The 12,045-nt window shown below is 67.5% G+C and carries 23 protein-coding genes and 1 pseudogene; all 24 read left to right on the top strand.

The window, feature by feature from the left end; all coding sequences use genetic code 11:
• Positions 1–60: 60 nt before the first annotated feature.
• The 24 genes and pseudogenes from ACQY0Z_RS03745 to ACQY0Z_RS03630 all read left to right on the top strand — a co-directional run bounded on the left by ACQY0Z_RS03745 (position 61) and on the right by ACQY0Z_RS03630 (position 12,015).
• Positions 61–393 carry a cupin domain-containing protein gene (locus tag ACQY0Z_RS03745; RefSeq protein WP_254586411.1) on the top strand — a complete coding sequence of 111 codons (333 nt, stop codon included), beginning with the start codon at positions 61–63 and terminating at the stop codon, positions 391–393.
• Positions 394–395: 2 nt separating this feature from the next.
• Positions 396–620, top strand: coding sequence for a hypothetical protein (locus ACQY0Z_RS03740; RefSeq protein ID WP_381730560.1), 225 nt, complete (start codon positions 396–398; stop codon positions 618–620).
• Positions 617–757, top strand: coding sequence for a hypothetical protein (locus ACQY0Z_RS03735; RefSeq protein WP_381730561.1), 141 nt, complete (start codon positions 617–619; stop codon positions 755–757). Before ACQY0Z_RS03740 ends, ACQY0Z_RS03735 begins: the two co-directional genes overlap by 4 nt.
• Before the next feature lie 97 nt (positions 758–854).
• Positions 855–1,502 (top strand): hypothetical protein, encoded by a 648-nt coding sequence (locus ACQY0Z_RS03730; RefSeq protein ID WP_254586409.1) that lies wholly within the window; start codon positions 855–857, stop codon positions 1,500–1,502.
• A 6-nt stretch (positions 1,503–1,508) separates the two neighbouring features.
• A complete protein-coding gene (locus ACQY0Z_RS03725; protein WP_019525198.1) occupies positions 1,509–1,982 on the top strand; it encodes a hypothetical protein in 474 nt (157 codons plus the stop codon).
• Between the two features lie 181 nt (positions 1,983–2,163).
• Positions 2,164–3,192, top strand: a pseudogene (locus ACQY0Z_RS03720) (RHS repeat domain-containing protein); the annotation flags it as partial.
• A 200-nt stretch (positions 3,193–3,392) separates the two neighbouring features.
• Positions 3,393–3,743, top strand: coding sequence for a hypothetical protein (locus tag ACQY0Z_RS03715; RefSeq protein WP_189898879.1), 351 nt, complete (start codon positions 3,393–3,395; stop codon positions 3,741–3,743).
• A 269-nt stretch (positions 3,744–4,012) separates the two neighbouring features.
• Positions 4,013–4,279 (top strand): hypothetical protein, encoded by a 267-nt coding sequence (locus ACQY0Z_RS03710; protein WP_189898877.1) that lies wholly within the window; start codon positions 4,013–4,015, stop codon positions 4,277–4,279.
• Positions 4,276–4,599: a hypothetical protein gene (locus ACQY0Z_RS03705; protein WP_189898875.1), complete on the top strand. Its 324-nt coding sequence runs from the start codon at positions 4,276–4,278 to the stop codon at positions 4,597–4,599. Before ACQY0Z_RS03710 ends, ACQY0Z_RS03705 begins: the two co-directional genes overlap by 4 nt.
• 496 nt (positions 4,600–5,095) lie before the next feature.
• A complete protein-coding gene (gene rpsJ, locus ACQY0Z_RS03700) occupies positions 5,096–5,404 on the top strand; it encodes a 30S ribosomal protein S10 (protein ID WP_003948644.1) in 309 nt (102 codons plus the stop codon).
• A gap of 18 nt (positions 5,405–5,422) precedes the next feature.
• Positions 5,423–6,067 carry a 50S ribosomal protein L3 gene (gene rplC, locus ACQY0Z_RS03695; protein WP_019526946.1) on the top strand — a complete coding sequence of 215 codons (645 nt, stop codon included), beginning with the start codon at positions 5,423–5,425 and terminating at the stop codon, positions 6,065–6,067.
• Between the two features lie 8 nt (positions 6,068–6,075).
• Entirely contained in the window at positions 6,076–6,735 is a 660-nt protein-coding gene (gene rplD / locus ACQY0Z_RS03690; RefSeq protein WP_019526947.1) for a 50S ribosomal protein L4, read from the top strand.
• Entirely contained in the window at positions 6,735–7,154 is a 420-nt protein-coding gene (gene rplW / locus ACQY0Z_RS03685) for a 50S ribosomal protein L23 (protein WP_189898873.1), read from the top strand. The genes rplD and rplW overlap by 1 nt, the downstream gene beginning before the upstream one ends.
• A gap of 38 nt (positions 7,155–7,192) precedes the next feature.
• Positions 7,193–8,029, top strand: coding sequence for a 50S ribosomal protein L2 (gene rplB, locus ACQY0Z_RS03680; protein ID WP_189898872.1), 837 nt, complete (start codon positions 7,193–7,195; stop codon positions 8,027–8,029).
• Positions 8,030–8,041: 12 nt separating this feature from the next.
• Positions 8,042–8,323 carry a 30S ribosomal protein S19 gene (gene rpsS / locus ACQY0Z_RS03675; protein WP_004984529.1) on the top strand — a complete coding sequence of 94 codons (282 nt, stop codon included), beginning with the start codon at positions 8,042–8,044 and terminating at the stop codon, positions 8,321–8,323.
• Between the two features lie 43 nt (positions 8,324–8,366).
• Positions 8,367–8,714 carry a 50S ribosomal protein L22 gene (gene rplV, locus ACQY0Z_RS03670; RefSeq protein WP_006130776.1) on the top strand — a complete coding sequence of 116 codons (348 nt, stop codon included), beginning with the start codon at positions 8,367–8,369 and terminating at the stop codon, positions 8,712–8,714.
• Positions 8,714–9,541, top strand: a complete 828-nt coding sequence (rpsC, locus tag ACQY0Z_RS03665) for a 30S ribosomal protein S3 (protein WP_004927271.1) — start codon at positions 8,714–8,716, stop codon at positions 9,539–9,541. Before rplV ends, rpsC begins: the two co-directional genes overlap by 1 nt.
• Positions 9,542–9,546: 5 nt before the next feature.
• Positions 9,547–9,966 (top strand): 50S ribosomal protein L16, encoded by a 420-nt coding sequence (rplP, locus tag ACQY0Z_RS03660; RefSeq protein ID WP_004984526.1) that lies wholly within the window; start codon positions 9,547–9,549, stop codon positions 9,964–9,966.
• Positions 9,966–10,190: a 50S ribosomal protein L29 gene (gene rpmC / locus ACQY0Z_RS03655; protein ID WP_003974259.1), complete on the top strand. Its 225-nt coding sequence runs from the start codon at positions 9,966–9,968 to the stop codon at positions 10,188–10,190. Before rplP ends, rpmC begins: the two co-directional genes overlap by 1 nt.
• Positions 10,187–10,474, top strand: coding sequence for a 30S ribosomal protein S17 (rpsQ, locus tag ACQY0Z_RS03650; protein ID WP_019526950.1), 288 nt, complete (start codon positions 10,187–10,189; stop codon positions 10,472–10,474). Before rpmC ends, rpsQ begins: the two co-directional genes overlap by 4 nt.
• Positions 10,475–10,572: 98 nt before the next feature.
• Complete coding sequence (gene rplN / locus ACQY0Z_RS03645; protein WP_003998823.1) at positions 10,573–10,941, top strand: 50S ribosomal protein L14; 369 nt, start codon at positions 10,573–10,575, stop codon at positions 10,939–10,941.
• Positions 10,942–10,943: 2 nt separating this feature from the next.
• Positions 10,944–11,267 carry a 50S ribosomal protein L24 gene (gene rplX / locus ACQY0Z_RS03640; protein WP_026244146.1) on the top strand — a complete coding sequence of 108 codons (324 nt, stop codon included), beginning with the start codon at positions 10,944–10,946 and terminating at the stop codon, positions 11,265–11,267.
• Positions 11,267–11,824, top strand: a complete 558-nt coding sequence (gene rplE / locus ACQY0Z_RS03635; RefSeq protein ID WP_019526952.1) for a 50S ribosomal protein L5 — start codon at positions 11,267–11,269, stop codon at positions 11,822–11,824. Before rplX ends, rplE begins: the two co-directional genes overlap by 1 nt.
• A gap of 5 nt (positions 11,825–11,829) precedes the next feature.
• Positions 11,830–12,015 (top strand): type Z 30S ribosomal protein S14, encoded by a 186-nt coding sequence (locus ACQY0Z_RS03630; RefSeq protein WP_003948630.1) that lies wholly within the window; start codon positions 11,830–11,832, stop codon positions 12,013–12,015.
• Positions 12,016–12,045 lie beyond the last annotated feature (30 nt).

Below are 12,045 nucleotides of genomic sequence, written 5' to 3'. Positions count from 1 at the left end.
GAGTGCGCGTACCCCATATGGCCCTGGTCGGGTCCCGGGGCGCTCGGCGACGCTGGACGCATGGAGAAGCTCTCGCTCGACGCCCTCGTCCGCACCCACCTGGAGCAGGCCGCCACCGCCTCCAGCGGCCGCAGCGCGACCACCGTCCACGGCGGCCACGAGCACACCCTGCGCCAGACCCTGCTCGCGCTGACCGCCGGCACGGAACTCGCCGAGCACGACAGCCCGGGGGAGGCCACCCTCCTCGTCCTACGCGGCCGCGTCCGCCTGACCAGTGGCGACGTCGGCTGGGAGGGCCGCACCGGCGACCTCCTCGCCATCCCGGCCGCCCGGCACGGGCTGGAGGCGCTGGAGGACGCGGCGGTGCTGCTGACGGTGGCGAAGAAGGGCTGACGGTGACCGGAGACGGCAGGCCGGTCGAGGAGTTCACGGCAGAACTGCTCGCCCGGGAGGTCTTCGGCCCGCTCGGCGGGGTGGTGGAGATCGGAGCGGTGAACGCCACGGGCACGTGGCGCCTGGCCGACGTATCACTGGGCGACTTCCTGGACGGGCGCGGGGCCGAGGTGGACGTGCTGCTGGCGGGCGTCCGTCGGCCTGCGCCTTCGACAGCACGACGATGAGCATCGCCTGGGACCTGGGCTGGCTCCGCCCCCACGACGTGACCGCCGCCTCGCTGCTCCTCTGGTCGGGCGGGCTGACGGGCGTCCCGGCGGAGCTGGAGTCGCCGGCGGTGGTCCGGCACATGTGCACGTCCTGACGACGACCTTCGGCGACTGACGGGCCCGCGTCCGACGCGATGACGGCGCGATGGCACGATGTCGGCACGTCATCGACCGAAGGGGGACGCCGGCGACATGGCCCGTTACATGGAAGCGCTGACCGTCGAGCGGGGCGGTTTCCGGATCAAGGTGCCGGAGAGCTGGTGGGAGTTCGACGTACGGCCGGAGTCGCGGGACGACTCGATCCACCACATGGTGACCGAACGTCTGCGCGCCCACCCCGAACTGGCCCCGCACCGCGACACGTACATCTCCTTCCTGCGCAAGGCGGCGGCGGATGCCTGGAAGTCGGGCGCGCTGTACTGCGGTTGCATGGCGGAGACCTTCGGGGGCGACACCCCGATCACCGGCTCGGTCACGGTGTCCCTGGTCGGCGGCCGCACCAGCAAGGGCGACCCGCTCCCCACCGATCCGGAGGCAGTCACCGCCCAGCTCGCGGTCAAGGAGGCGAAGCGGGAGGGCGACTCCTGGCGCAAGGTGACCACCGTCGACATCCCGGGCGTCGGCCCGGCGGCCCGGACGTACGGCATCGAGGACGTCCCGGTACCGGACGACGAGCTCGGCCGCACGATCCGTGCCGTGCTGATGCAGACGTTCATCCCGGTGCCGGGGCAGGAGGGCAAGGTCGCCCTGGTCGCGGGCAGCAGCCAGGTCCTGGACCTCGCGGAGTCCTTCTTCGACATCTTCGACGCGATCACGTCGACGTTCCGGTTCGCGGACTGAGCGGGAGTGACGCGGTCGTGGGACTGGGCGACGGGGGAGGGCCTGCTGGGTCTCGACGACCTGGGGGAGTGGGACGCGGCGTTCGAGCGGGGTGAGCGGAACCTGGGCACGGCGGCGATCGGCCTCGCCTTCAACTGCCCCTTGGAGGACGCCTCCCCGCGCATCGTCCGCGCGACGCAGCTTCCGGACACCGACCAGCGGGGCTTCGCCTTCACGGCGGTGGGCACGGCGGCGCGGCTGAACGGGGCACTGACGCCAGAGCTGTACGAGGTGCTGCGGGCGGCGGGCCCGGGCCGCAGGAGCATCGCGGTGAACGCGGTCGGCGACACGATGACCTTCGTGCCCTTCCGGGATCTACCGCCGTGGTTGAAGCGGTGGAAGGCCGTGTCGGCGGTGCTGAACAAACTGGAGGCCTGGCGCCTGAGGATTGCCTACGCGGCGGAGGACGCCTGGCAGGCCCTGCGCGGCCGGCGTTCATGAACCAGCTGAACTGGGGAACCAGCTGAACCGGCTGTGACGCGACGGCCCGGCCTTCCCGTCGAACTGCTGTGCCCGGTAAGTTCGCGTGTGCATACGGGTGTTGGCGATGTGCGCGTGACGGGGGTTGCGGGATGGTGGGGCACCGGCCGAGTGACTGGCATGTTCTCGACCTGGACAAGCGGGCACGAGGGTGCTCCGAGCCGGCCGCACGCGCTACCACTACGACAAGCAGGGCCGAATGGTGCGGCGGCAGCGCGCCCGCCTTTCCCGCAAGCCCGAGACGTGGACGTACACATGGGACGCGGAGGACCGACTGGTTTCCGTCCGTACGCCCGACGGTGTTCTCTGGCGCTACGAATACGACCCCATGGGCCGCCGCATCGCCAAGCAACGGCTGGGTGCGGACGACGCCACTGTGGTGGAGCAGACCGACTTCACCTGGGACGGCACCACTCTCATCGAACAGGTGACGTCTGGCTCCGCGTACCCACACTGCGTCGCGGTGACGTGGGACTACGACGGGGAGCGTCCCCTCACTCAGACGGAACGCCTCATCACCGCGTCCCAAGAGGAGATCGACACTCGCTTCTTCGCCATCGTCACCGACCTGGCGGGTACGCCCACCGAGTTGGTCGCCGAGGACGGCAGCCTGGCCTGGCAGGCGAGAAGCACTTTGTGGGGGGTCACCGCTTGGACGCGCCGGAGCAGCGCGTACACGCCACTGCGGTTCCCCGGTCAGTACTACGACCACGAGAGCGGCCTGCACTACAACTTCCACCGCTATTACGACCCCGAGACGGCCCGTTACCTCACCCCCGACCCGCTCGGCCTGAGCCCGTCGCCCAACCCCTACCTCTACTTCCTCGACCCGCTGCTTTCGGCGGACCCGCTCGGCCTCTACGAGATCGGCAAGCCGGACGCCGCGAGCCAGGCCGGCAATCTGCCGATGATCGCAGACAAGATCGCCGCTCACGGTGACATCAAGAAGCGCGGCATCCCGGGTGTCGACGACCTGGACGTGGCGGAGCATCTGGAAGACCTGATGACCGGTTCGCCGGGTATACGTATGCGCAGCACACCGTCCGGCATCCCCCGCTTCGCGTGGTGGGACGACGCCACCGGGACGATGCTGATCCGTGAAGGCGACAACGGCACCTTTATGCAGCCCGATGGTGGCTACGAGTACTTCCTGAAACAGTTGAAGGAGTGAGCGGTTTGACAGGCGCAGCCGAACCCGGTCCGACCCGACGGGGCCGCGAGCGACGGGCGCATGACGTGTTCTGGGCCGCCCCGTGCAGCAGGTCCGTGTGGGACGTTTTGTCGCCGTCCGTTCTGGAAGCGATCGCCCGGTGCGACGCGGAACGGCTGCAGGTGGAGAGGTCGCGAGTCGCGCCGCACATAAGGGAGAAGATGACGGTGCCCGTGTACTCGGTGGCGGACCGGTTCGCATCCTGGGAGCGTCTGATCCGCCGACTGGAGCCCGGCTGGGACGGCGACGACTTCTACCCCATCAGCGCTTATGACAACGACCTCGATTCCAGGGACGCGCTGGACCAGGTGATGCGTGCGTTGCCCGAGGAGGCCAACGAGGGCCCACTGGGGCAACTGCTTGCCCGGCTCGACACACGCTTCAGAGCCGCCACCGTCCCGGACCCGGAGCGTTCGCTCCGCCCGTGGGTACGCCCGACGATGGAGAGGCCGGAAGAGGAACTCGGCGAGTGGTGGAAGCGCAAGCCGGTCCGCGTCCCCTGGCCTGAATGACCGCCAAAACCGCACGTGCACGGTGGGTGGAGGGGGCGAGCGGTGCCCTGAAGGCCGGTCTTGTACGCCGTGTCGGCAGCGCTGAGCGGCATCGCCGGCCACCGGGGCGGGACGAGGGCCGTGGTTCGGTCGGTTCTTCGCCGGAGCGATGGTGACCGCCGCCGACCCGGCAGGGCAGGTCGCGGAGGCGCTGGACACCGCTCTGCTGCCGGCGAACCGGAGCAGGCCCGGGGAAGAACAACGACGTTCCGGCTGTCCTGCACTTCCGGGTGCCCAAGAGTGAGCTGGACAAGCTGAACAGTAAAATCTTCGACGGTCCGAGTGATGAACTTTCCGACTTCATCCGGCGGCACCGTCTGGACCGTACCGGTGCCGACATGCACAGCTACGAGATGGTCGAAGGGCCCATGCTCCGGAACGTGGGGCCCTTCAAGAAGGGGGCGGACGGCGTTTTCAACGGACACCAGATAGCGATCTATTCCGATCATGCTGCCCAACTGTTCGACAATTCCCTACTGCGGAGTCTGGGTCCATGACGAGGACGGAAGAGTTCCTCACGGAACTCGACGAAGGAATGCTTCAGTATTTTCGGGAGATCGCCGACGAATTGGTCGGTCGATTCGGTATGTCCCGGGCCGAGGCGGTTGCGCGTATCAACGCGGCATACGAAGGGGCGGACATCGAGCCGTATCCGGACCTCATGTGCCATGAAGAGCCGGACTGCTGGGCGTACGGCCTCTACTTCCTGCCAAAGGACGGGAGAAGCCCGCACAGCGGGTCCGTCGGGGGCCTCGAGGAGTGGGAAACGCGGCCGGCCCCGCCGAGGGACTCACACGTCTGGACGCTCGCCGAGTGAACGCGCCGGGGCCGGAGTCCTCGGTCCGGACAGTGTCTGCTCCGGTCGGCGGCATCGCGGAGGCCGGCGTCCTTCACGATGCCCGGGTCCGGGCGCTGGTGTTTGACGCCGGTCACCACGGGGGTACTCTCTTCCGCCCGATTGGCCAGCGCGCCGCCCTCTGTGGCAGACTGTCCGAGTTGCTCGGTCGAGTGTTGATGCTGCGCGCCTCCCGCCGGGAGGACCGGAAGCGAGTCCCACAGTACTCGTCGTCCCTGATCAGGGGCGGACGTACGGGAATCTTCCGGGAAGTGCGGTGCGGCGCCGGCCAGGCGCCCGGTGGGCCTTTCGCCCCCGGTCCGCGGTTCTGGTAGGGCCGTGTCAATCCCGCGGGGATGTCCGAACAAGGGACATCTGTGTCAGCGGGAGTGCGACACGCCCGACCGCGTGGGTCGGAGGTGAGGGGAAGCCGCTCCGGGTTCCAGAGCGTAATGAGAGACAGGACTACGAAGTAGCCATGGCGGGACAGAAGATCCGCATCCGGCTCAAGGCCTACGACCACGAGGTCATCGACTCTTCGGCGAAGAAGATCGTCGAGACGGTGACGCGCACTGGTGCGTCGGTCGCGGGCCCGGTGCCGCTGCCCACTGAGAAGAACGTGTACTGCGTCATCAAGTCGCCGCACAAGTACAAGGACTCGCGCGAGCACTTCGAGATGCGCACGCACAAGCGCCTGATCGACATCCTCGACCCGACCCCCAAGACCGTTGACTCTCTGATGCGACTCGACCTCCCGGCCGGTGTCGACATCGAGATCAAGCTCTGAGGCCGGTGATCTGAAGAGATGGCAAAGCAGATCAAGGGCATCCTGGGCGAGAAGCTCGGCATGACGCAGGTGTGGGACGCGAACAACCGCGTCGTCCCGGTCACCGTCGTCAAGGCCGGCCCCAATGTCGTCACCCAGGTCCGCACGAACGACGTCGACGGCTACGAGTCCGTCCAGATCGCCTTCGGCGAGATCGACCCGCGCAAGGTGAACAAGCCCCTCAAGGGTCACTTCGCCAAGGCCGACGTCACCCCCCGTCGTCACCTCGTCGAGATCCGCACGTCGGACGCCTCCGAGTACACGCTGGGCCAGGAGATCACCGCTGAGGTGTTCGAGGCCGGCGTGAAGGTCGACGTGACCGGCAAGAGCAAGGGCAAGGGCTTCGCCGGTGTCATGAAGCGCCACAACTTCCGTGGCCTCGGCGCCGGACACGGCACCCAGCGCAAGCACCGCTCGCCCGGTTCCATCGGTGGCTGCGCCACGCCGGGTCGTGTGTTCAAGGGCCTCCGCATGGCGGGTCGCATGGGCAACGAGCGGGTCACCACCCAGAACCTGACCGTCCACGCCGTTGACGCGGAGAAGGGTCTGCTGCTCATCAAGGGCGCGGTTCCCGGTCCGAACGGCGGCCTCGTCCTGGTCCGCACCGCGGCCAAGGGGGCCTGAGGTAACCGATGAGCACTGTTGACATCCTTTCGCCGGCGGGCGACAAGGCCGGTACCGTCGAGCTCCCCGCGGAGATCTTCGACGTCGAGAAGGTCAGCGTTCCGCTGATCCACCAGGTCGTCGTCGCACAGCTGGCCGCTGCCCGCCAGGGCACGCACAAGACGAAGACCCGTGGCGAGGTCCGTGGTGGCGGCAAGAAGCCGTACCGCCAGAAGGGCACCGGCCGCGCCCGTCAGGGCTCGACCCGCGCGCCGCAGTTCGCCGGTGGTGGCGTCGTGCACGGTCCCGTGCCGCGCGACTACTCGCAGCGCACGCCCAAGAAGATGAAGGCTGCCGCCCTGCGTCACGCCCTCACCGACCGGGCGCGCCACAACCGCATCCACGTCGTCACCGGCGTGGTCGAGGGTGAGACCCCGTCCACCAAGGCCGCCAAGTCGCTGTTCGGCAAGATCTCGGAGCGCAAGAACCTGCTCCTGGTCGTCGACCGCGCCGACGAGGCCGCGTGGCTGTCCGCCCGCAACCTGCCCCAGGTCCACATCCTGGAGCCGGGCCAGCTGAACACGTACGACGTTCTCGTCTCGGACGACGTGGTCTTCACCAAGGCCGCTTTCGAGTCCTTCGTCGCCGGCCCGAACAAGGCCAACGACAACGAAGGGAGCGAGGTCTGATGGCTGCCCGTCACCCCTCGATCGCCTCGAAGGCCGCCAAGGCGGCCAAGGCTGCGCGCGTCGCCAAGGCGCGTCGTCACGCCTCCGAGGGCAAGAACACCGTCGTCACCCCGGCGAGCAAGGCGTACACGGACCCCCGTGACGTCCTGCTGAAGCCGGTCGTGTCCGAGAAGAGCTACGCGCTCATCGACGAGAACAAGTACACGTTCCTCGTCGACCCGCGTGCCAACAAGACCCAGATCAAGGAGGCCGTCCAGGCGGTCTTCGAGGTCAAGGTCACCGGGGTCAACACGATCAACCGCGCCGGCAAGCGCAAGCGCACCCGCACCGGCTTCGGCCAGCGTGCCGCCACCAAGCGCGCGATCGTGACCCTCGCCGAGGGCGACCGTATCGACATCTTCGGCGGTCCGACCGCGTAAGCGGTCAGGATCGTTCGATATCGGACGAGGACTGAGAAATGGGTATCCGCAAGTACAAGCCGACGACTCCGGGCCGTCGTGGCTCCAGCGTCGCCGACTTCGTCGAGGTCACGCGGTCCACGCCGGAGAAGTCGCTGGTCCGTCCCCTGCACAGCAAGGGCGGCCGTAACAATTCCGGTCGTGTGACCGTCCGCCACCAGGGCGGTGGCCACAAGCGCGCCTACCGAGTGATCGACTTCCGTCGTCACGACAAGGACGGCGTGCCGGCGAAGGTCGCGCACATCGAGTACGACCCCAACCGCACCGCGCGCATCGCGCTGCTTCACTACGCGGACGGCGAGAAGCGCTACATCCTCGCGCCGCGTGGCCTGAACCAGGGCGACCGCATCGAGAACGGTCCCGGGGCCGACATCAAGCCGGGCAACAACCTTGCCCTGCGCAACATCCCCGTGGGTACGACGCTGCACGCCATCGAGCTGCGTCCCGGCGGCGGCGCCAAGTTCGCCCGCTCCGCCGGCGCCTCGGTGCAGCTGCTCGCGAAGGAGGGCACCATGGCCCACCTCCGCATGCCCTCCGGCGAGATCCGCCTGGTCGACCAGCGCTGCCGCGCCACGGTCGGCGAGGTCGGCAACGCCGAGCAGAGCAACATCAACTGGGGCAAGGCGGGCCGCAAGCGGTGGCTGGGCGTCCGCCCGACCGTCCGCGGTGTCGTCATGAACCCGGTGGACCACCCGCACGGTGGTGGTGAGGGCCGAACCTCCGGTGGCCGTCACCCCGTGTCCCCCTGGGGCAAGAAGGAAGGCCGTACTCGTTCGCCCAAGAAGGCGTCGAACAAGTACATCGTCCGCCGCCGCAAGACGAACAAGAAGCGCTAAGGACGGGTTGAGATGCCTCGTAGCTTGAAGAAGGGACCCTTCGTCGACGACCACCTGATCAAGAAGGTGGACGCGCAGAACGAAGCCGGTACCAAGAACGTCATCAAGACCTGGTCCCGTCGCTCCATGATCGTCCCGGCGATGCTCGGCCACACGATCGCGGTGCACAACGGCAAGACCCACATCCCGGTGTTCGTCACCGAGTCGATGGTCGGTCACAAGCTCGGTGAGTTCTCGCCGACGCGGACCTTCCGGGGTCACGTCAAGGAAGACCGGAAGTCGAAGCGCCGCTAGGGCGCGGATCGCAACAGACACGTAAGTAACTGGAAGGACAACCATGGAAGCCAGGGCCCAGGCGCGGTACATCCGCGTCACGCCCATGAAGGCCCGCCGCGTGGTGGACCTCATCCGTGGCATGGACGCCACGGAGGCCCAGGCCGTCCTGCGATTCGCTCCGCAGGCAGCCTCGGTTCCGGTGGGCAAGGTGCTGGACAGCGCCATTGCCAACGCCGCGCACAACTACGACCACACCGACGTCGACAGCCTCTTCATTTCCGAGGCCTACGTCGACGAGGGCCCGACCCTGAAGCGGTTCCGTCCGCGCGCCCAGGGCCGCGCCTACCGGATCCGCAAGCGGACCAGCCACATCACCGTGGTCGTCAGCAGCAAGGAAGGAACCCGGTAATGGGCCAGAAGGTAAACCCGCACGGGTTCCGGCTCGGTGTCACGACCGACTTCAAGTCGCGTTGGTACGCCGACAAGCTGTACAAGGACTACGTCAAGGAAGACGTCGCCATCCGTCGGATGATGACGTCCGGCATGGAGCGCGCCGGCATCTCCAAGGTCGAGATCGAGCGCACCCGTGACCGTGTGCGTGTGGACATCCACACCGCGCGTCCGGGCATCGTGATCGGCCGCCGTGGCGCCGAGGCCGACCGCATCCGCGGTGACCTCGAGAAGCTCACCGGCAAGCAGGTCCAGCTGAACATCCTCGAGGTCAAGAACCCCGAGACGGACGCTCAGCTGGTCGCGCAGGCCGTCGCCGAGCAGCTCTCCTCCCGCGTCTCCTTCCGCCGCGCCATGCGCAAGAGCATGCAGTCGGCGATGAAGGCGGGCGCCAAGGGCATCAAGATCCAGTGCGGTGGCCGCCTCGGCGGCGCCGAGATGTCCCGCTCGGAGTTCTACCGCGAGGGCCGTGTGCCCCTGCACACGCTCCGCGCGAACGTGGACTACGGCTTCTTCGAGGCCAAGACGACCTTCGGCCGCATCGGCGTGAAGGTCTGGATCTACAAGGGCGACGTCAAGAACATCGCCGAGGTCCGCGCCGAGAACGCCGCTGCCCGCGCCGGCAACCGCCCGGCCCGTGGTGGTGCAGACCGCCCGGCCCGTGGTGGCCGCGGTGGCGAGCGTGGCGGTCGCGGTCGCAAGCCGCAGCAGGCTCCCGCTGCCGAGGCCCCCAAGGCCGAGGCTCCGGCGGCCGCTCCGGCTGAGAGCACCGGAACGGAGGCCTGACCACCATGCTGATCCCCCGTAGGGTCAAGCACCGCAAGCAGCACCACCCGAAGCGCAACGGCATGTCGAAGGGTGGCACGCAGGTTGCGTTCGGCGAGTACGGCATCCAGGCGCTCACCCCGGCGTACGTGACGAACCGCCAGATCGAAGCGGCTCGTATCGCCATGACCCGCCACATCAAGCGTGGCGGCAAGGTCTGGATCAACATCTACCCGGACCGCCCCCTCACCAAGAAGCCGGCCGAGACCCGCATGGGTTCCGGTAAGGGTTCCCCGGAGTGGTGGGTGGCCAACGTCAAGCCCGGACGCGTCATGTTCGAGCTGTCGTACCCCAACGAGAAGATCGCGCGCGAGGCCCTGACCCGTGCGGCTCACAAGCTGCCGATGAAGTGCAAGATCGTCAAGCGCGAGGCAGGTGAAGCGTGATGTCGGCCGGTACCAAGGCGTCAGAGCTGCGCGAGCTGGGCAACGAGGAGCTTCTGGCGAAGCTCCGCGAGGCCAAGGAAGAGCTGTTCAACCTCCGCTTCCAGGCGGCCACGGGTCAGCTCGAGAACCACGGTCGGCTCAAGGCCGTCCGCAAGGACATCGCGCGGATCTACACCCTGATGCGTGAGCGCGAGCTGGGCATCGAGACGGTGGAGAGCGCATGAGCGAGAACAACGTGACTGAAGAGACGAAGGCCGCCCGCGGTTTCCGCAAGACCCGTGAGGGTCTGGTCGTCAGCGACAAGATGGACAAGACCGTCGTCGTCGCTGTCGAGGACCGCGTGAAGCACGCGCTGTACGGCAAGGTCATCCGCCGTACGAACAAGCTCAAGGCGCACGACGAGCAGAACGCCGCGGGTGTCGGCGACCGCGTCCTCCTCATGGAGACCCGGCCGCTGTCCGCGACGAAGCGCTGGCGCGTCGTCGAGATCCTCGAGAAGGCCAAGTAATTCCTGCGGGGCAAACCCCGCAGGACAGTTCCGCCAGGCTCCGGGAGCCGCTCCGCTGAGCGGCTCCCGGGGAACCGGCAGACATTCAGGAGATAGACGTGATCCAGCAGGAGTCGCGACTGCGTGTCGCCGACAACACGGGTGCGAAGGAGATCCTCTGCATCCGTGTGCTCGGTGGCTCCGGTCGCCGCTACGCGGGTATCGGTGACGTCATCGTCGCCACCGTCAAGGACGCGATCCCCGGTGGCAACGTGAAGAAGGGTGACGTCGTCAAGGCGGTCATCGTTCGCACCGTCAAGGAGCGCCGCCGTCCGGACGGCTCGTACATCCGCTTCGACGAGAACGCCGCCGTCATTCTCAAGAACGACGGCGACCCTCGTGGCACCCGTATCTTCGGCCCCGTGGGCCGTGAGCTGCGCGAGAAGAAGTTCATGAAGATCATCTCCCTCGCGCCGGAGGTGCTGTGAGCATGAAGATCAAGAAGGGCGACCTGGTCCAGGTCATCACCGGCAAGGACAAGGGCAAGCAGGGCAAGGTCATTGCCGCTTTCCCGCGCGAGCAGCGTGTCCTGGTCGAGGGTGTCAACCGGGTCAAGAAGCACACCAAGGCCGGTCCGACGGCTCGCGGTTCCCAGGCCGGCGGCATCGTCACCACCGAGGCCCCGATCCACGTCTCCAACGTCCAGCTGGTCGTGGAGAAGGACGGCAAGAAGGTCGTGACCCGCGTCGGCTACCGCTTCGACGAAGAGGGCAACAAGATCCGCGTTGCCAAGCGGACGGGTGAGGACATCTGATGACGACCACCACCACTCCGCGTCTCAAGACGAAGTACCGCGAGGAGATCGCGGGCAAGCTGCGTGAGGAGTTCTCGTACGAGAACGTCATGCAGGTTCCCGGCCTCGTCAAGATCGTGGTCAACATGGGTGTGGGCGACGCCGCCCGCGACTCGAAGCTGATCGAGGGCGCCATCCGCGACCTCACCACGATCACCGGTCAGAAGCCGGCCGTCACCAAGGCCCGCAAGTCCATCGCGCAGTTCAAGCTGCGTGAGGGTCAGCCGATCGGTGCCCACGTCACGCTCCGTGGCGACCGCATGTGGGAGTTCCTGGACCGCACCCTGTCGCTCGCGCTGCCGCGCATCCGCGACTTCCGCGGCCTGTCCCCCAAGCAGTTCGACGGCCGTGGCAACTACACCTTCGGTCTCACGGAGCAGGTCATGTTCCACGAGATCGACCAGGACAAGATCGACCGCGTCCGGGGTATGGACATCACCGTGGTGACCACGGCGACCAACGACGAAGAGGGCCGTGCCCTTCTCCGTCACCTCGGCTTCCCGTTCAAGGAGGCGTGAGCGAGATGGCGAAGAAGGCTCTCATCGCGAAGGCTGCTCGCAAGCCCAAGTTCGGTGTGCGTGGCTACACCCGCTGCCAGCGCTGCGGCCGTCCCCACTCCGTGTACCGCAAGTTCGGCCTGTGCCGCGTGTGCCTTCGTGAGATGGCTCACCGTGGCGAGCTGCCGGGCGTGACCAAGAGCTCCTGGTAATCCGGTAGTTCCGGACTCCCAGGGCTCTCG

It is taken from the genome of Streptomyces sp. P9-2 (assembly GCF_051903975.1).
GTDB classification, from domain to species: Bacteria; Actinomycetota; Actinomycetes; order Streptomycetales; family Streptomycetaceae; genus Streptomyces; species Streptomyces cellulosae.
The sequence above is the reverse complement of the archived record's forward strand: the minus strand, read 5'-3'. Positions and strand labels throughout refer to the sequence as shown.

Excerpts from the sequence above, each read along its gene's own strand:
- rpsC (WP_004927271.1), top strand. The coding sequence starts at position 8,714 with ATGGGCCAGAAGGTAAACCCGCACGGGTTCCGGCTCGGTGTCACGACC.
- ACQY0Z_RS03745 (WP_254586411.1), top strand. The coding sequence starts at position 61 with ATGGAGAAGCTCTCGCTCGACGCCCTCGTCCGCACCCACCTGGAGCAG.
- ACQY0Z_RS03735 (WP_381730561.1), top strand. The coding sequence starts at position 617 with ATGAGCATCGCCTGGGACCTGGGCTGGCTCCGCCCCCACGACGTGACC.
- ACQY0Z_RS03630 (WP_003948630.1), top strand. The coding sequence starts at position 11,830 with ATGGCGAAGAAGGCTCTCATCGCGAAGGCTGCTCGCAAGCCCAAGTTC.
- rpsQ (WP_019526950.1), top strand. The coding sequence starts at position 10,187 with ATGAGCGAGAACAACGTGACTGAAGAGACGAAGGCCGCCCGCGGTTTC.
- rplE (WP_019526952.1), top strand. The coding sequence starts at position 11,267 with ATGACGACCACCACCACTCCGCGTCTCAAGACGAAGTACCGCGAGGAG.
- rplC (WP_019526946.1), top strand. The coding sequence starts at position 5,423 with ATGGCAAAGCAGATCAAGGGCATCCTGGGCGAGAAGCTCGGCATGACG.
- ACQY0Z_RS03705 (WP_189898875.1), top strand. The coding sequence starts at position 4,276 with ATGACGAGGACGGAAGAGTTCCTCACGGAACTCGACGAAGGAATGCTT.
- rplW (WP_189898873.1), top strand. The coding sequence starts at position 6,735 with ATGGCTGCCCGTCACCCCTCGATCGCCTCGAAGGCCGCCAAGGCGGCC.
- rplB (WP_189898872.1), top strand. The coding sequence starts at position 7,193 with ATGGGTATCCGCAAGTACAAGCCGACGACTCCGGGCCGTCGTGGCTCC.
- ACQY0Z_RS03715 (WP_189898879.1), top strand. The coding sequence starts at position 3,393 with ATGACGGTGCCCGTGTACTCGGTGGCGGACCGGTTCGCATCCTGGGAG.
- rpmC (WP_003974259.1), top strand. The coding sequence starts at position 9,966 with ATGTCGGCCGGTACCAAGGCGTCAGAGCTGCGCGAGCTGGGCAACGAG.
- rplV (WP_006130776.1), top strand. The coding sequence starts at position 8,367 with ATGGAAGCCAGGGCCCAGGCGCGGTACATCCGCGTCACGCCCATGAAG.
- rpsS (WP_004984529.1), top strand. The coding sequence starts at position 8,042 with ATGCCTCGTAGCTTGAAGAAGGGACCCTTCGTCGACGACCACCTGATC.
- rplP (WP_004984526.1), top strand. The coding sequence starts at position 9,547 with ATGCTGATCCCCCGTAGGGTCAAGCACCGCAAGCAGCACCACCCGAAG.
- rpsJ (WP_003948644.1), top strand. The coding sequence starts at position 5,096 with ATGGCGGGACAGAAGATCCGCATCCGGCTCAAGGCCTACGACCACGAG.
- ACQY0Z_RS03730 (WP_254586409.1), top strand. The coding sequence starts at position 855 with ATGGCCCGTTACATGGAAGCGCTGACCGTCGAGCGGGGCGGTTTCCGG.
- rplD (WP_019526947.1), top strand. The coding sequence starts at position 6,076 with ATGAGCACTGTTGACATCCTTTCGCCGGCGGGCGACAAGGCCGGTACC.
- rplX (WP_026244146.1), top strand. The coding sequence starts at position 10,944 with ATGAAGATCAAGAAGGGCGACCTGGTCCAGGTCATCACCGGCAAGGAC.